We start from the raw sequence: 16,650 nt of genomic DNA, 5'->3' as shown, positions 1-16,650 counted from the left end.
CGTTGAGACAGAGCGGGCTCCTTGCCGCGGGCGGTGCGCAGCCGGTGCGCACGGCGCTTCACCAGGTCGCGTCAACCCTAACGGTCGGTCTCGTCCGGCTCGACGTCGCCGCAGGTCTCGGTGCCTCCGGTCACAGCTTCGTCCTCGGCCGGCTCGTCTTCGAGGCCGAGCTCGGCGTCGGCTTCGGCCTCGAACTCCGCGTCCTCGGCGGCTTCTTCATCGTCCTCTTCGGACGCTTCCAGTTCCTCGACGGCTTCGGCGGCCGCCTCGGTGTCGACGTCGTCGGCGTCTTCGAAGGCTTCGTTGTCTTCGAGCGCTTCCGGCGGCGGCGCGGGCGGCTCGTGCTCGCCGGTGAAGAACGCGACGAACGAACCCGGGATGACGATCCAGCAGAACGCGACGACGGACGCGACACCCACCGGCACGCTCACCGGGTCGAACGGGCCGTCGCCGAGCCGTCCGCCGGACAGCGTGCCGAGCAGGACGCAGCCGAGCGCGACGACCGCACCGGCCACCGCGACCGCGCGGATGCGCTGCGCCGGGTCGGCGTCGACCTTGCGCAGCGACCAGCCGACCAGCGCGCCGGTCGCCGCGGGCAGCACCAGCAGGGCCGGCCACCAGGCGGCGTGGTGGTCGGGCAGGCCGCCGAGCAGGGGGACGCCGGGCACGGCGCCGCCGCGGTAGCCGAACATCCCGACGTTGAGGTCGCCGATCGAAAACCCGGGCCCGGTGACGAAGGACAGCGAAGCGGCGACAGCGTTCGGGAGGTAGAGCACCGAGAGCAGGAAGAGCCCGAAGCTGGTGCCGAAGGCGGGCTCGTAGATGTCGGACACGGTCGCCCAGGACACCGCGGTCGCGACCGTGAACACGACGGCACCGCAGGCCACCAGCACCGCGAAGCCGAGCGCGCCGGCGCGGAGCCCGCGCAGGGCGAGGGGGTCGAGGCGCTCCGCGACGACGTCCGGCAGCCCGCAGGACCGGGTGACGCCGACGAACGCGGCCGCGGCGGCGAGCAGCCCGGGCACGGCGAAGGCGACCAGCGGGTTCGCCGTCACCGGCGAGCCCTGCGCGACGAGCGCGACGACCAGCCCGAACACCGCGTGCGCGCCGGTGATCGTGAGCAGCACGGGGAGCGCTTCGCGGGCCGACCGGCAGCCGAGGCGCTGGGCGGCGCCGGCCGCCGTCCGCGCAGCCAGCAGGGTCACGCCGAGCGTCGGCAGCAGCGGGAGCACGCCGAGCGGGTGGCCGCCGAGGCCGAGGCGGACCTGGTGCGCGGCGAGCCAGCCGGGGCCGGCGGCCAGCAGCACGCCGGTGCCGGAGAAGACGGCGCGGTCGGCGGTGAGCGCGACCAGGGTCAGCACGGCCGCGACGGCGGCGTAGCCGGTGACCAGCGGGCCGAGGGCGGCGGCGAGCAACACCCGCACCCGCGCCGCCCCGGAGAGTCCGACGCCGGGTTCGAGGTCGCTCACCGGCTCTTCGCGGGCATCGGTGAGCAGGTCCATGATCCGCACCCTGACACCCGGGCTGGTCCGTCCGGGTGAGCCACGCCGCCGCCGTCCGACGTGGGAAAGCCAACCCACCCGGTCGAGTCACCCCCGGAGCGCAAAACACCCGCTGTGACACTCTGCGTCACAGCGGGTGTTTCGGACTACCGCGTCAGTTCGACTTGCCGAAGCCACCGGGCGGGGTGCCCGGGTTGTCCGACGGCGGCTGCTGGAAGAACGAGCCCTGCTGCGGGGCGTACGTCGTGGCCTGCTGCCCCGGCGGCGGCGTGGTCGACGGCGGGTTCGGCGAGCCGTACTGGCCCGGCTGCGAGAACGGCGCCGACGGCTCTCCGGCCTGGGCGACCGGGCCCGGGCCGTGGCCCGGCTGGCCGAACTGCTGCCCCGGCTGACCCGGCTGGCCGTACTGCTGCTGCTGGCCGGGCTGGTTGAACTGCTGCTGACCGCCGTAAGACGGCGCGGCGGGCTTCGGCGACGGCGGCTTGATCACGCCGTGCTCGATGAGCAGCGCGCCGACCGCGGCGGCCGCCTGCAGGAACGCCAGGATCAGGATGACGATGACGACGCCGGGCGTCGTCTGCAGGCTGATCAGCGTGTCCAGGACGTCGAGCATGCCGAGCACGCTGAACAGCGCCGCGAACGGCAGCGTCCGCGGCCCCTTCGGCAGCACCTGGAGCGCGGCGAGCAGACCGCCACCGAGCAGGAAGACCCCGCCGAGGCCGACTTCGCCGGTGTCGACGAACCCGAGGAAGTACTGCACGAGGCTGAGGCCGGTGACGACCAGGGCGAGCAGCAGCGGCAGGTTCTGCGGCAGGCCGCCGGGGCCCGACGGCGCCGGGTGCGCGTGGGACTGCTGCGCCGGGAAGCCACTGGACGGGGGACCGGGGGGCTGTTGGCCGCCACCCTGCTGGGGGTAGCCAGGCCCGCCGCTGGGGAAGGTCATCGGATGCACTCCTGTCGGTTCGACCGGCACTCCGGGGCACGCGGGCACCCGGGGGAAGACGAGGCGGCTTGTGTGCGCAGAACGCTAGCGCACTCGCAAGCCCTCAGCCCACCAGACGCGTGAATACCTCAGGAGGTTTCGTGCTCGAACGGAGGAGAGCCGGGCACCTTGTGAGTGCCCGGCTCCACCTGCGGTTACCCGCTGTCGTCAGCCGAGGCTGTTGTACAGCTCACGTGCGAGGACGGCGGTCTCGCTCGGGGTCTTGCCGACCTTGACGCCGGCGGCCTCGAGGGCCTCCTTCTTCGCGGCGGCCGTGCCGGAGGAACCCGACACGATGGCGCCGGCGTGACCCATGGTCTTGCCCTCGGGCGCGGTGAAGCCCGCGACGTAACCGACGACCGGCTTCGTCACGTTCTCCTTGATGTAGGCCGCGGCGCGCTCTTCGGCGTCGCCACCGATCTCGCCGATCATCACGATGACCTTGGTCTCGGGGTCCGCCTCGAACGCCTCGAGGGCGTCGATGTGCGTGGTGCCGATGATGGGGTCACCGCCGATGCCGACCGCGGTGGAGAAGCCGATGTCCCGCAGCTCGTACATCATCTGGTAGGTCAGCGTGCCGGACTTCGACACGAGGCCGATCTGGCCCGGGCCGGAGATGTCGGCCGGGATGATGCCGGCGTTCGACTTGCCCGGGCTGATCACGCCGGGGCAGTTCGGCCCGATGATCCGGGTCGTGCCGCCCTTCGCGACGGCGTGCGCCCAGAAGTAGGCCGAGTCGTGCACCGGGATGCCCTCGGTGATGACGACGGCCAGCGGGATCTCGGCGTCGATCGCCTCGATGACCGCGTCCTTCGCGAACTTCGGCGGCACGAAGATGACCGACACGTCCGCGCCGGTCTCCTTGATCGCCTCTTCGACGGTGCCGAAGACCTTGAGGTCCTTGCCCTCGATGGTGACGGTCTGGCCGGCCTTGCGGGCGTTGACGCCACCCACGATGTTCGTGCCGGACTTCAGCATCTTGGTCGCGTGCTTCATACCCTCGGAGCCGGTGAGCCCCTGCACGATGACCTTGCTGTTCTCGTTGATGAAGATCGACATCTCACGCACCTGCCGCGGCGAGCTCGGCAGCCTTGTCGGCCGCGTTGTCCATTGTGTCCACCACGGTGACGAGCGGGTGGTTCGCGTCCGCCAGGATCTGGCGACCCTCCACGACGTTGTTGCCGTCCAGGCGGACGACCAGCGGCTTGCTGGCCTCGTCGCCCAGGATCTTCAGGGCCTCGACGATGCCGTTCGCCACCGCGTCGCAGGCGGTGATGCCGCCGAAGACGTTGACGAAGACACTCTTCACGTCGGTGTCGTTGAGGATGACGTCCAGCCCGGCCGCCATGACCTCGGCCGACGCGCCGCCGCCGATGTCGAGGAAGTTCGCCGGCTTCACGCCGCCGTGCTTCTCGCCCGCGTACGCCACCACGTCCAAAGTGGACATGACGAGGCCCGCGCCGTTGCCGATGATGCCGACCTGGCCGTCGAGCTTGACGTAGTTGAGGTTCTTGGCCTTGGCCTTCGCCTCGAGCGGGTTCTCGGCTTCCTTGTCCACCAGGGCTTCGTGGCCCGGCTGGCGGAAGTCCGCGTTCTCGTCGAGGGTGACCTTGCCGTCGAGGGCGATGATCTTGTCCTGCGGGTCGCGGACCAGCGGGTTGACCTCGACGAGGGTGGCGTCCTCGGAGACGAAGGTCTCCCAGAGCTTCACGACGACGTCGGCGGCCTCGTCGATGATGTCGGCCGGGAAGTTGCCGGCCTTCAGGATCTCGAGCGCCTTCGCCTTGTCGACACCGGCGATCGAGTCGACCGGGATCTTCGCGAGCGCTTCGGGGCGCTCGACGGCGAGCTGCTCGATCTCCATGCCGCCCTCGGAGGACGCCATCGCCAGGAACGTGCGGTTCGCGCGGTCCAGCAGGAAGGAGAAGTAGTACTCGGACGCGATGTCCGAAGCTTCCGCCACGAGCACGCGGCGCGTGATGTGGCCCTTGATGTCGAGGCCGAGGATGGCTTCCGCCTTCTCCTTCGCCTCGTCCGGCGTCTGGGCCAGCTTGACGCCGCCCGCCTTGCCACGGCCGCCGACCTTCACCTGCGCCTTGACGACGACCTGGTTACCGATCTGCTCCGCGGCGGTCTTGGCTTCTTCGGGGGTGCTTGCCACCGAGCCCGGCAGAACCGGTACTCCGTGGGCGGCGAAGAGATCCCTCGCCTGGTACTCGTAGAGGTCCACTACTCCAGTCTCCTGACGACACGCCACTGTGGTGGTCCGCGTTACCGGACCGCGCTGTCGGACCAGTCGAGGTTAGCGACCTGCGTGAACGGCGGGGACTCCGCACCTGGTGAAGTCGGTCACCGTGCGCGGTCAGACGGTGTTCCCGAGGTGTGAGACCGCCCACCGGGCAGCCATTCCACGGCTTCTTCGGGGGTCGTGAAGACGGCGAAGTCGCTCAGCGCGGCCTCGAGTTCCGCCGAGGGCGGGTCGCCGAGGACGCCCACCGCGTCCGGGTCCTCCTGCTCGGCGGTGCGCAGGATCTGCTCTTCGGTGGCCAGCGGTCCGGCGTGGACGACCTCGACGCCTTCGTCGCGCAGGAGGCGGCCCAGCGCGACGGCGGCCGGGTCGGGCCGGGCGAACTCGACGAGCAGCACCCGGCGGCGCTCACGCGCCACGGCGTCCGCCGGCGGCGGCCAGCCCGGCCGCGATCAGCAGCGCGACGGCGGCGGCGAGGGCGAGCCAGAACCCGGTCGCCGGGCTCGCGCCGCCGAGCGTCCCGCCGACGAGCGGCAGCTCCGCGGCGTGCAGGCCGGTGAGCACGGCGGCGCCGGCCAGCAGCGCCGCCGCGGGCTTCGGCCGGGAGCGCAGCGCGAGCGCGGCGGCACCGACGACGGCCACGGCGGCGGTCAGCAGCCCCCACGACGGGGTGTCGAAGTCCGACCACAGCCCGGGCGCGACGTAGCCGGGCACGGTGAAGACGGGCAGCCCGAAGCCGGCGACGGCCAGCACGGCCCCGGCGACGACGGGCGTGAGCACGTTCTTGTCCGCCTCGGCGGCGCTCCCGGCGTCCTCGCGTTCGACGACCCCGGTCCCGACGGCGGCGAGGGCGGTCAGCACGGCGAGCACGAGCGCGGCGAACGTCCAGGCGGCGCCGGCCCCGAGGTCGTAGCTGAAGGCGGGGGCGGCGGTGCCCCCGAAGCCACCGAGGTTGCCGGCCTGGGTGGCGGTGAGCGCGGTGTTGAGGACGGCGGTGCCCGCGAGGACGATCCCGGCCCAGAGGAGCCCGAGCAGCGGCCGCGCGCCCGGCGCGGTTTTCGGGACGAGGACGCCGAGTGCGGTCACGGCCAGCACGACGGCGGCGACGAGCAGGAACCAGCGAGCCGGACTTTCGGCGGCGGCGCTGACCGGCGCGGTGGCCCCGGGGTTCAGCGCGGTGACGGCGACCTGCGGCGCGAAGCTGCCGATCAGCGCGGCGACCGCGGTGACGAGGCCGAGCAGCCCGGTGACGAGCCGCCACCAGAAGAGGCCGGGGATCTTCAGGTCGGCTTCGTCGATCGCGGGCCGTTCGGTGAGCCGGGTGAAGGCGAGCCCCCCGATGACAGCCGTCGTGAGGAGGACGAGGACGGGCCCCCAGGTGACGCCGAGGTCGGCCCGCAGGAGCCCGGCGAGCACGGGCGGCACGGCGACGCCGAAAGCACCGGCGGCCAGCCCGAGCAAAGCCCCGCGAGCGGTCCGTTCGGCGGGCGCGGCGAGCGCGAGCGCGGCGGCCAGCGGAAGCGCGGCGGCGAGCAGGAGGTAGCCGCCGAGGGCGGGCCAGGGTCCTTCGAAGGACGAGCGCGCGAGGAGGAAGCCGTTGGTGGCGGAGACGGGAGCGGTCAGCAACCCGACCGAAGCGGTGACGGCGAGCAGCGGCACGAGCAGCCGCCACCGCCGCCGTTCGGGTTCTTCGGCGGACCGGCTCGCCCGCCAGGCCGCGACGCCCGCGGCCACGGTGAGCAGGTGCCCGGCGACGAGCAGCCAGAACCCGGCACCGACGGCCGAGCCCCCGACGAACCGGTCGGCGAGGTAGAGCTCCGGCCGGACGGCGAGCGGCCCGTTGACGGCGAACTGGAGGTCGAGGACCAGCCGTCCGGGCGCGAGGGCGGCGAGGCCGAGGATCAGGCCCCCGGCCAGCGCGGGCCGCTTTCCGGCGGCCCAGATGGCGGCGGCGACGGGAGCCAGCGCGAGAACGGCGAGCCAGGGCCAGCTGGTGAACCCGGGAGCGGCGTCCGGTGAGACGTGCGCGACGGCACCGGCGGCGAGCGCGACGGCACCGCCGGCGGCGAGCCCGAGGGCGAGGGTCTGGGGGCGGTCGTCTTCGACCCAGGTCTGCGGTGGGGTCCGCTCGCTGGTGGGACGGGCCGCGGGAGCCGGCGGGGTGGCCGGGGCGCCGGGGGTGCTCCGGCCTGGGGGTTCTGAGCGTGGGGGCATTGCTGGCGACGCTAGCAAGGTTGGGCGGAGCGGGAGGGACCAGCGGGCCACGAGTCGGCGAACGGGCCCGGGTGGAGTGACCGGGGGTGCGGTGGGGGCAGGCGGAGGAGGGGAGGGAGGGGCGGACACGGGAAGCGGCGAACGGCGTGGGCGACCGGCGGGGGGGCGGCGGGCCGGAGAGCGCGGGTAACCCGGGGGGCGCCGGATCGGCGAAGCCGCAGGGCACGGGCGACTTGGGGGGCGGAGCCGGAGAGCGCGGGCGACCTGGGGCGGGGCCGGCGGAGCCGGAGAGCGGGCGCCGGATCGGCGAGGCGGAAGGGCGCGCATCACCGAGACCGCCAGGCCAGCGAGGCCGAAGAGCGCGCATCACCGAGACCGCCAGGCCAGCGAGGCCGGAGGGCGCGGGCAATCCGGGGGCGCCGGGCCGGCGAGCGCGGACCACCGAGGACGCCAGGCCGGCGAGGCCAGAGGGCGCGGACCGCAGAGGACGCCAGGCCGGCGAGGCCAGAGGGCGCGGACCGCCGAGGACGCCGGATCGGCAAGGCCGAAGGGCACGGGTGATCGAAAGCGCCGGACCGGCAAGGGCGAGAGAGCGAGGCGGGTGCGGGAAGCTCCGGGAGAGGTGGGCACAGGGTCTGGCGAGGTCGGGCGAGAGGCGCGTGGGCTGGCTGGCGAAGCCCGCAACGAGAGGGAAGGGCCAGCGGGCCACGAGTCGGCGAACGGGTCCGGGTGAAGTCACCGACGCTCGGCTTGAGTCGGGTTCTGCGCGGACCGGCGAGGTGAGGCGCGTACCGGACCGGTTCGGGCGCGAGTCGATGATCAAGCGAGGTGCACGAGAAGCCTTCGGCCCGCGAGAGCTGCATCGCGGACCTCGGGCGCACCGCGCGTGCCTCTGGGGGGCCGATCACGGGTGCGCAAGGGGACAAATCCGGCAGTCAACCGCGATCTTGCTCAATCAGTCGGCGAGCGGTTCTCCTGCGTCGATGAACGGTCACATCCGCCCGCGGCTCAACGCGCCTGCGAGCAGGCCGGAAAGGCTCCTCGACCGACCCGATGGAGTCGAAGATGTTTAAACATCCCCTGGCAAACCCTTATTCCGACCCTCAGGGGCGTCCCCGGAGCTTGGTTGGCTTAAACCGCCCGCAAGAGCTGTAAGGCAAGTCACAACCAAAGCAGTAAACCCCCTCTAACTTTGGGTAATTGTCACAGGTGAGCGTCGCCCGGCTGCCACCCGATCGGCCGCCGGATGGGGCAGATCTTGCCGATAGCGGTGCCCCTTCGTTACTGTCCCGGGGTCCCCATTACAGTCAGGTCACGAAGTAGGACACCGAGCAAACCACCCCCGAGGTTGGCTCACCGGGTTCCCCCGCCCGCAGTCCTCGACCCGGCTCCCCGACGATGGAAGGCCCTGTCTTGGCTTCACACCGCTCCCCCGGCGGCCAAGCTCCTTCCCCGGCACTGAAGGACGCACTGGAAGGTGCGGTCGTTCGTGTCCGGGGTGCGCACCGCATCGCCCCGCCCTCCTCGGCCCTTCGCGGCCGTGTCGTGGTCGCCGCTGTTGCTGCCGGAGCGTTCGCTGCCGCAGCGGCGGGGCAGACCCTCAAGACCGTCACCGACTCCGACGCGGCCGTGACGCCGCTGGCCAACAGCCAGGACGCCAGCGCTTCGCTCACCGCGGGAGGTGCGGGCACCGGGGGCGCCCCGGAACTCCTGCCGACCGGCCACGCCGTCGACGCTTCCGCCGAGGCCGCCAAGATCGCGGACTCCGCCTCCATCACGCAGGCCCGTGAGCAGCGCGAAGCCGACGCCGCCCGCAAGGCCGCCGAAGAAGCCGCTCGCCCCAAGACCTGCCTGCCCGCGCACGGCACCTTCACCTCGGGCTTCGGTGCCCGGTGGGGCACGAGCCACCTCGGCATCGACATCGCCAACGCCATCGGCACCCCGATCTACGCCGCCTCCGACGGCACCGTGATCGAGGCCGGCCCGGCCAGCGGCTTCGGCCTCTGGGTCCGCGTCCAGCTCGACGACGGCACGATCCAGGTCTACGGCCACATGAACAGCTTCTCCGTCAAGGAGGGGCAGAAGGTCAAGTGCGGCCAGCAGATCGCCGAGATCGGCAACCGCGGGCAGAGCACCGGCCCGCACCTGCACTTCGAGGTGTGGCAGAACGGCACCAAGAAGATCGACCCCCGGCCGTGGCTGGCCGCGCGCGGCATCGTTCTCTGATCCGTTCCCACCCCGGCCACCCTTCGAGGCGGCCGCACCCCGGCCGTCCCTCGGGAAAGCCGTACGCGCAGTGGTCCGGACCTCATCGGACGCGGAACCGGCCTCAGCGCCGCCGGAACCCACCGGAACGTCCGGAACCACAGCGGGGCCCCGAAAAGCCCGCCACCGGCTTCTCAGCGCCCGCAACGCATTAGCGGTACCCGCCCGGCAGCCGGCGAAGGAAATACGCCACCGCGACCTGCCACACCGAGCACAGCTCGGCCGGCCGTCGCACGGGCAGCCAGCCCCAGGGCACGACGCCCCGTGCGCCCCCCGCGGAGCGGACACGCGCGGCACTCCGGGCCCTGGTCGTCCAGCGGCGTCCCCGGCCGCAGGTGACGCAGTGCCCGTCCGCGCCGAGCTCGTGCTGCCTGAGCAGCGCTCGCCAGGCGGCGGCCAGCCGGCACGCCTCCGCTCCCGCACGCGAGGCGCTTCCTGAGGCCCCCGAAGGCTCCGAACCCCGATCCGAAACCGTCGTCCGCAGGACTCCTCGCAGGTATTTTTGTACCCCTTCGGCCAACAGGTGAAACAGCACCGCGTCCACACCACACTACCCCCTCCATCGAACCTTTGTTCGATTACGGGGTCAGTTGTACCGGGTGGGTACGACGATTCCGGCGGCGATCGCGGGGATCGCCGCCGGATTCACTCGTCCGGGTTGCGCTAGAGCTTCACCATCGGGACGCTGCCGATCAGCATCAGGCGGACCTTGCCCGCCGCGCCGAAGTCGATCGTCGCCGTCGCGCGGGGGCCGACACCGTCGCAGGAGATGACCGTGCCCAGGCCGTACTTGTCGTGGCTGACCCGGTCGCCGACGTCCAGCTTCAGCGCCACCGTGTCCTTCCAGCCCTTGCCGAACGACGGTGTGCCCGACGAAGCCGACGGGGACGAAGTCCGCCTGCCGCCCCACGTCGTCGCCGCGCGCGGGGTGCCGCGCGAGCCGCCGCCGAAGCCGAAACCGGGGCTGGACGGTTCCAGGCGCCGCCAGTCCACGAGGTCCGCCGGCAGCTCGTCGAGGAACCGCGAAGCCGGGTTCATCGACGGCTGGCCCCACGCCGAGCGCGTGATCGCGCGCGAGACGTACAGCCGCTTCCTCGCCCGCGTGATCGCGACGTACGCGAGCCGCCGTTCTTCGGCCAGCTCCGTCGGGTCGCCCAGCGCCCGCATGTGCGGGAAAACGCCGTCCTCCCAACCGGTGCAGAACACGACCGGGTACTCCAGGCCCTTCGCGGTGTGCACGGTCATCAGCGTGACCACGCCCGCACCGCCGTCGCCTTCCTCGCCGCCGTCCGGCGAAGGCACCGAATCGGCGTCCGCCACCAGGGAAACACGCTCCAGGAACGCGGGCAGCGAACCCGGCGCCGGCACCCCGGGCTCGACGACGAGCTCGGCGTTCTCGTCCGCGACGACCTCGGCGGTGATCTCGGTGAACTCGCGCGCGACCGTGACGAGCTCGTCGAGGTTCTCCACGCGCGTGTGGTCCTGCGGGTCTTCCGATTCCTCGAGTTCGATGCGGTAGCCGGTCTTCTCCAGCACGGCTTCGAGGACGTCGTGCACCTCGGCGCCCTGCTCGACCAGCAGCCCCAGTTCGTCGAGCAGCCCGACGAACCCGGTGATCGCCTTGACCGAGCGCGGGTTCAGCAGCGGCACCTTGCCTTCGACGGCGTCGCGCAACGCGGCCGCGAACGAGATCCGCTCACGCTCGGCGTGCGTCGCCACGACGGCTTCGGCGCGGTCGCCGATGCCGCGCTTGGGCACGTTCAGCACGCGCCGCAGGCTGACCGTGTCCTCCGGGTTCGCCAGCACGCGCAGGTACGCGATCATGTCGCGGACTTCGCGCCGCTCGTAGAACCGCACGCCGCCGACGACCTTGTACGGCAGGCCGAGCCGGATGAAGATCTCTTCGAAGACGCGGGACTGGTTGTTGGTGCGGTAGAAGACGGCGACGTCGGAGTAGTCGGCCTCGCCCCGTTCCGCCAGCGCGTCGATTTCGCCCGCCACGAACGCGGCTTCGTCGTGGTCGTTGTCCGAGACGTAGCCGACGATCTTCTCGCCGTCGCCCGAATCCGTCCACAGCCGCTTCGCCCGGCGGTTCGGGTTGCGCTCGATGACGGCGTTGGCCGCGGACAGGATCGTCTGCGTGGAGCGGTAGTTCTGCTCCAGCAGGATGGTGTGCGCGTTCGGGAAGTCCCGCTCGAACTCTTCGATGTTGCGGATCGTCGCGCCGCGGAAGGCGTAGATCGACTGGTCCGCGTCACCGACCACGACCAGCTCGGCCGGCTCGACGCCCGCGTCGTTCGGCACGGTCCCGGCCAGCTCGCGGACCAGCGTGTACTGCGCGTGGTTCGTGTCCTGGTACTCGTCGACCAGCACGTGGCGGAACCGGCGCCGGTAGTACTCGGCGACGGCCGGGAACGCCTGCAGCAGCGAAACCGTGCGCATGATGAGGTCGTCGAAGTCAAAGGCGTTGGCCTGGTTGAGCCGCCGCTGGTACTCGGCGTAGACCTCGGCGACGCGGCGCTCGAGGTCGTTGCCCGCGTTCGCCGCCGCCGTCTCCGGGTCGGTGAGCTCGTTCTTCAGGTTCGAGATGTGGATGGCGAGCGTGCGCGCGGCGTACCGCTTCGGGTCGATGTCGAGGTCCCGCGCCACCAAGGTGATCAGCCGCTTGGTGTCGTCGGAGTCGTAGATCGAGAAGCTCGACGACATGTCGAGCGTTTTGGCTTCACGGCGCAGGATCCGCACGCACATCGAGTGGAACGTCGACACCCACATGGCGTTCGCGCGGCGCCCGACGAGCGCGGCGACGCGCTCGCGCATTTCGGCGGCGGCCTTGTTGGTGAACGTGATCGCCATGATTTCGCCCGGGTGCACGCGGCGTTGCCCGAGCAGGTAGGCGATCCGGCGGGTCAGCACCCTGGTCTTGCCCGATCCCGCGCCCGCCACCACCAGCAGCGGGCCACCGGCGTGGGTGACGGCTTCGCGCTGGGCGGGGTTGAGGTCGTCGAGCAGCTCGGCCTGCCCGCCGGCGGCGGGCTTGCGCGCAGGGGTCGCGGCGGGGAGATCGAAGAGGGTGTCCATCGTCCGTCCACGCTACCCCGGGCGGGCAGGAGGACGGCAGAGCGTGCCCGGCGCGGGGCCGCGGTGTCGGGGTTCGCGCGGGGGCGCGTGTGCGGGCGGACGCGTGTCCGCGCGCGAAGCGGCGTGCGCCGCTCGGTTGCGGGCGCGGGGCGAAAGGTGGCCGGAGAACCGAGGCGGTCGGGACGCGGGCTGGCGGGGCGCAGCCGAGCCGGGCGCCCGTCCGGTGGCGCGGTCCGGACCCGGGTACCGCGCCGGGCGTAGCGGGGAGTGTCGCCTGCCGCCCGACGCGCCGACGCCGCGCCGCGCGGAGCATCGGTGGACATGAACGCACCGAACCCCGCCCGCATCCGGGCCGCCGACGCCGATCGCGAGCGCGTCGCCAAGACCGTCCAGTCCGCCGGTTCCGAAGGCCGGCTCACCCTCGAAGAGGTCGAAGAGCGCCTCTCCGGCGTCTACGCCGCGCGGTTCACCGACGAACTGACCGCGCTCACCACCGACCTGCCGCGGCCCGCCCCGCCGCGACCGGGGTTCCCGCTCACCCGGGACGCGTTGCGGCGGCACCCGGCGCTGCGCTTCCACCTCGCCGTCGTGGTCGCGCTCTCGGTGGTGGCGATCGTCCGGTGGGCGGTGCTCGGCGCCGGCTTCTTCTGGCCGGCCTTCCCGATGTTCTGGCTCACCGTCAGCCTCGTGGTGCACGCGGGCGCGCGGTCGTTCCGGGAGCGCGCCGGTGCCCCTGTGCCATACTGAGCGCATGCGGCACCACGCTGAGCGATTTTTTTACGGGACCCGGACTCCGGCTCCCGTGATCGCGTAGTGCCACTACCGCCATCACCGCCAGCCCCGGAGTCCACGGACCCGGGGCTGTCGCCGTCCCTGGGGCCGGGTCCGGGATTCGAGGAAGAGGTCCCGATGAACGCACAAGCGACGAACGCCGACGGCCAGCCCGCCGAGCACACCCCCGCGGGCGACGACATTTCCGCGCTGCGCGAGGAGATCGACTGGCTGGACAAGGAGATCCTGCGGCTGGTGAAACGCCGGGTCGAGGTGTCCAAGACGATCGGGGCCGCGCGGATGGCCGCCGGCGGCACGCGCATCGTCTACAACCGCGAGATGGACGTGCTCGCGCGCTACCGCGAACTCGGGCCGGACGGCCGCCAGCTCGCCATGGCGCTGCTGAACCTGGGCCGGGGCAGGCTCGGCCGGTAACGGTTGGCCGAATTCGGGGACTTCCCGGAGGCACCGGTGGCCCGGGCACAGGCAGACTGGGCACATGGACTCGCTCGTGAACCTCATCGCCGTCATCGTCGCGCTCGCCGGCGTGCTGGCCGCACTGGGCCATGTGGGTTATCTGGCGCTGCTGAACAGCGCGGCGGGCAAGCGCGGTGCCAGCGGGGCCCCGGTCGGGCAGTACGTCCGCAGCCGGTGGGCCGTCGCCGGCGGCACCACCGCGGCTTCGCTCTTCGCCTGGTTGCTCACGGCCGGGGGAACGACGCTCGACATCGTGGCGATCCTCATCGCCGCGGGTAGCGGTGCGGTGGCCACGAAGGCCCTGCAATCCACCCGGAACCGTTACCGCACCGGCGGCTGAATCCCCTGAACCGGCCTGATGGCGCAGCGTGAAACTCCATAGCGTCACCTTCGCCCGATCGGTCGCGCCCGACCGAGTGAAACCTCTGCAACTTGCAGGTTTGGGGGCGACTTTCGCCGCCGGATGCTTTTAGGGTTGGCGTCGTGAGGACCCTTGCGTCTGGGTCGGGCGATGCCCGGAAGACGCGCGGGGGCACCGGCCCCGCGCGTCCGCTGTCGCATGCGCGTGCATCTGCGCAGGATTCCGAACGCGATTCCGCTCGTGAGGGTGCTCCGTTCGGGTCGTCCCGCCGCCGGATGGCGTCAGGACTCGTCGGCCGGGTGGTCGAGCCCACATGAGCAACGGCACGGAGTTCCACGGACGCGGCGCCGCTCCCGCGCACCCCGGACGGCACCGGCCCGGCGGCGCGGAAGACTGGACGCCGCCGCTGCCGCCGCACCGCCCGGTGCGCCACCGCGCGACCCCGGTCGACCCGCCGGTGTCCGGCTCACTCCCCCTGTACCGCGCGGCGGCGCCGGACCCCGGCTCACGTCCCTTTCGGCGGCAAGGCGGACCGGGCACCCTGTCCGCCACGCAGCCGTCCGGCCCGCTCCCGCTGCTCCCGCAGCCGGGGGGCGGCTCGCTCTCGGGCTCGCTCCCGCTGCCCCAGCCGCGGGACGGCGGCCCGCTGTTCCCCGCCGCGCACGGCAGCCTCCCGGTGGACACCGTCCCCGACGACCACGACGACTTCGAGCCCCCACCGGCCGAGTCCCGCGCCGACCAGGCCGCGCGCCGCACCCGTGTCTCGCTGGCCGCGCCGCCGCCGCGCGGCGTCGACCTGGACGAAGACGACGTCCGCATCTACAGCGCGCCCCCGATCGACGGGCTCGGCGGCTTCACCATCGGCTCGGTGCCCGCGTCCGTGACGCCGCCGAAGACGTGGCGCAAGGCCGCCTGGTTCGCCACCGGCGCGTCCGGCGCCGTCGTCGTCGGGCTGCTGTGCGCCGGGTCCTTCCTCGTCGGGAAACCCCCGGTGGACCAGGCCGTCCAAGGGTCGTGGCCCGGTTACCAGGGCGTGCCGACGGTCGTCGACCCGACGGGCGGGGACCAGCCGCCTTCCGAGGGCGGTTCCGCGCCCGGGCCGGAGAGCTCGCCCCGGCCGGACAACGACAACGCCGGCGAGAAGAAGACCAGTGGCGGCAGCGGCCCGGGGCCGGTCGACGACTCGGCCTCCGCGCCGGGCAGCACCACCTCCGCCGGCCCCTCGGGGACGACGGCCGGCACGACCAAGCCGACCAGCGCGCCGCAGAAGCCGCCGGTCACGCCCGCCCAGCGCGAGAACCCGGTCAAGCCGCCGTGGTGGTACTCCTTCCCGCCGGACGCCCAGACGATGGGCGACAACTCGGAGAAGTTCTTCAACACGGTCACCACCGACCCCGCGTCGGCGTCGTCGGTGACCACCGGCGACCTGCACGACCAGGGGCCGCACGCGCTCGCGGAGCGGTACGCCGGCATCGCCTACTTCGAGGTCAAGAAGGTCAGCATCGACCAGCAACGCGGCGTCACCGTCAACACCGTCGAGGTCACCCACACAGACGGGACCAAGACGATCGAGGAGCGCACCTTGACGTTCGGCGACGGCGACAAGATCGCGGCTGACGGCCAGTAACCGTATGTGCACGTGCGGTTCGCCCGTTCTGATGCACGTGCGGATCGCCGAACGGTTATGCCTGGTCCGGGTGGGTGACATAAGCTGCCGCTCGTCGTATCGCGACGGCATTCCGGCGACAGAGCCTGGTGGTCGCCGTCCGCACAGGGTTACCTGACGACAGCGGATCCGGAACCGGCCACGAGTCGGCCGACCGGACCAACGGACGCTCGGCTGAACGGCCGAGCGACCGTCCCCGGAACCCAGAGCGAGGACTTTCGTGCTTGATCGGCAGCGCACACGGCGGGAAACACCCCACGCCGTCCGCGTCGAGGACGTCATCCCGGCCGAGATTCTCGACGGCGTCGGCGACGCCGACCGCGACTATCTCGAGCAGGTCTTCCGCGACCCGCAGAAGTTCCTGCCGCCGCGGCCCGAGCCGGTGCGCGAACCGGAGCAGGCCGTGGACGACGGTGAGCCCGAAAGCCGGTTCGCCCGCCGCGCCAAGCTGACCGGCCTCGTCGCCGCGGGCGCGCTCGTCGCCGGCGCGGTGATCGCCGCGCCGATGCTGACCGGTTCGCACCGCGCGGTGTCCGCCGGCGGCCAGTCCACCCCCGCCGGCTTCAGCGGCGCCGCGGAGCTCGGCGGTCTCGCCGTGCCGCAGCACCAGGCCGGTGGCGGCACCCCGGCGCGGCCCGGGCAGTCGACGGAGGGTTCGCCCGCCGACGGCGGCACGACGGCCACCAAGACGACCGAGGACGCGCGGCAGGAAACGACGCCGAGCACCGCCGAGCCGGTTCCGGACAAGGCGGCCGACGCGCGCAGCGCGAGCCGGAAGATCCAGGCGGTCAAGGACTTCTACGCCGCCATCGCGCGGGACTCGAGGGGCGCGCTCGCCCTGCTGAGCCCGGACCTGGCGGGCGGCGCGGCGGGCGAGCTCGTCCGCACCTGGAGCTCGATGGACGCCATCGACGTGCAGGAAGCCGACACGCAGATCAAGCCGGACGGCTCGATCCTCGCGGTCGCCACGCTGCACCGGCCGGACGGCGCGCTGGTGCGCGTCACCCAGCTGTTCCGGGTCGCCGACACCGGCGGGCTGATCACCGAGGCCGAGCTCGTTTCGGCCCAGTACATGTAGCCCTCGGC

The 16,650-nt window shown here is 72.5% G+C and carries 13 protein-coding genes; 6 read left to right on the top strand and 7 right to left on the bottom strand.

The window, feature by feature from the left end; translation table 11 throughout:
- Nucleotides 1-77: 77 nt before the first annotated feature.
- The 6 genes from AB0B33_RS08520 to AB0B33_RS08495 form a co-directional block, all read right to left on the bottom strand.
- A complete protein-coding gene (locus AB0B33_RS08520) occupies nt 78-1,511 on the bottom strand; it encodes a DUF6350 family protein (RefSeq protein ID WP_360768396.1) in 1,434 nt (477 codons plus the stop codon).
- A 145-nt stretch (nt 1,512-1,656) separates the two neighbouring features.
- Nucleotides 1,657-2,445 carry a DUF5336 domain-containing protein gene (locus AB0B33_RS08515; RefSeq protein ID WP_360768393.1) on the bottom strand — a complete coding sequence of 263 codons (789 nt, stop codon included), beginning with the start codon at nt 2,443-2,445 and terminating at the stop codon, nt 1,657-1,659.
- Between the two features lie 207 nt (nt 2,446-2,652).
- Nucleotides 2,653-3,543, bottom strand: a complete 891-nt coding sequence (gene sucD, locus AB0B33_RS08510) for a succinate--CoA ligase subunit alpha (RefSeq protein ID WP_360768390.1) — start codon at nt 3,541-3,543, stop codon at nt 2,653-2,655.
- A gap of 1 nt (nt 3,544) precedes the next feature.
- Nucleotides 3,545-4,714: an ADP-forming succinate--CoA ligase subunit beta gene (sucC, locus tag AB0B33_RS08505; RefSeq protein ID WP_247014922.1), complete on the bottom strand. Its 1,170-nt coding sequence runs from the start codon at nt 4,712-4,714 to the stop codon at nt 3,545-3,547.
- A gap of 119 nt (nt 4,715-4,833) precedes the next feature.
- Nucleotides 4,834-5,151, bottom strand: a complete 318-nt coding sequence (locus AB0B33_RS08500; RefSeq protein WP_360768387.1) for a hypothetical protein — start codon at nt 5,149-5,151, stop codon at nt 4,834-4,836.
- On the bottom strand, nt 5,141-6,946 hold the full coding sequence (locus tag AB0B33_RS08495; RefSeq protein WP_360768384.1) for a hypothetical protein: 1,806 nt from the start codon (nt 6,944-6,946) through the stop codon (nt 5,141-5,143). Before AB0B33_RS08495 ends, AB0B33_RS08500 begins: the two co-directional genes overlap by 11 nt.
- Nucleotides 6,947-8,491: 1,545 nt before the next feature.
- Between AB0B33_RS08495 and AB0B33_RS08490 the strand changes: the two genes are divergently transcribed.
- Nucleotides 8,492-9,172: a M23 family metallopeptidase gene (locus tag AB0B33_RS08490; RefSeq protein WP_247014930.1), complete on the top strand. Its 681-nt coding sequence runs from the start codon at nt 8,492-8,494 to the stop codon at nt 9,170-9,172.
- Nucleotides 9,173-9,874: 702 nt separating this feature from the next.
- Here the strand turns inward: AB0B33_RS08490 and pcrA are convergent.
- Nucleotides 9,875-12,289, bottom strand: a complete 2,415-nt coding sequence (pcrA, locus tag AB0B33_RS08485; RefSeq protein WP_247014932.1) for a DNA helicase PcrA — start codon at nt 12,287-12,289, stop codon at nt 9,875-9,877.
- Between the two features lie 321 nt (nt 12,290-12,610).
- On the opposite strand from pcrA, the gene AB0B33_RS08480 reads away from it, so the two are divergent.
- The 5 genes from AB0B33_RS08480 (at nt 12,611) to AB0B33_RS08460 (ending at nt 16,642) form a co-directional block, all read left to right on the top strand.
- Nucleotides 12,611-13,036, top strand: coding sequence for a DUF1707 domain-containing protein (locus AB0B33_RS08480; RefSeq protein WP_247014934.1), 426 nt, complete (start codon nt 12,611-12,613; stop codon nt 13,034-13,036).
- A 162-nt stretch (nt 13,037-13,198) separates the two neighbouring features.
- Nucleotides 13,199-13,495, top strand: coding sequence for a chorismate mutase (locus AB0B33_RS08475; protein WP_247014936.1), 297 nt, complete (start codon nt 13,199-13,201; stop codon nt 13,493-13,495).
- Nucleotides 13,496-13,559: 64 nt separating this feature from the next.
- Entirely contained in the window at nt 13,560-13,877 is a 318-nt protein-coding gene (locus tag AB0B33_RS08470) for a hypothetical protein (protein WP_360768379.1), read from the top strand.
- Between the two features lie 334 nt (nt 13,878-14,211).
- Entirely contained in the window at nt 14,212-15,525 is a 1,314-nt protein-coding gene (locus AB0B33_RS08465; protein WP_360768377.1) for a hypothetical protein, read from the top strand.
- A gap of 259 nt (nt 15,526-15,784) precedes the next feature.
- The gene (locus tag AB0B33_RS08460) at nt 15,785-16,642 is read left to right on the top strand and encodes a hypothetical protein (RefSeq protein ID WP_360768374.1); all 858 of its coding nucleotides are present in this window, start codon (nt 15,785-15,787) and stop codon (nt 16,640-16,642) included.
- Nucleotides 16,643-16,650: the final 8 nt, after the last annotated feature.

Source organism: Amycolatopsis sp. NPDC049159 (assembly GCF_040648295.1).
In the GTDB taxonomy this organism is placed as follows: domain Bacteria; phylum Actinomycetota; class Actinomycetes; order Mycobacteriales; family Pseudonocardiaceae; genus Amycolatopsis; species Amycolatopsis pretoriensis_A.
The sequence above is the reverse complement of the archived record's forward strand: the minus strand, read 5'-3'. Positions and strand labels throughout refer to the sequence as shown.

What these genes read in the sequence shown, in the direction of transcription:
- AB0B33_RS08495 (WP_360768384.1), bottom strand. Translation starts at nt 6,946, where the DNA reads ATGCCCCCACGCTCAGAACCCCCAGGCCGGAGCACCCCCGGCGCCCCG.
- AB0B33_RS08480 (WP_247014934.1), top strand. Translation starts at nt 12,611, where the DNA reads ATGAACGCACCGAACCCCGCCCGCATCCGGGCCGCCGACGCCGATCGC.
- pcrA (WP_247014932.1), bottom strand. Translation starts at nt 12,289, where the DNA reads ATGGACACCCTCTTCGATCTCCCCGCCGCGACCCCTGCGCGCAAGCCC.
- sucD (WP_360768390.1), bottom strand. Translation starts at nt 3,543, where the DNA reads ATGTCGATCTTCATCAACGAGAACAGCAAGGTCATCGTGCAGGGGCTC.
- AB0B33_RS08470 (WP_360768379.1), top strand. Translation starts at nt 13,560, where the DNA reads ATGGACTCGCTCGTGAACCTCATCGCCGTCATCGTCGCGCTCGCCGGC.
- AB0B33_RS08475 (WP_247014936.1), top strand. Translation starts at nt 13,199, where the DNA reads ATGAACGCACAAGCGACGAACGCCGACGGCCAGCCCGCCGAGCACACC.
- AB0B33_RS08515 (WP_360768393.1), bottom strand. Translation starts at nt 2,445, where the DNA reads ATGACCTTCCCCAGCGGCGGGCCTGGCTACCCCCAGCAGGGTGGCGGC.
- AB0B33_RS08465 (WP_360768377.1), top strand. Translation starts at nt 14,212, where the DNA reads ATGAGCAACGGCACGGAGTTCCACGGACGCGGCGCCGCTCCCGCGCAC.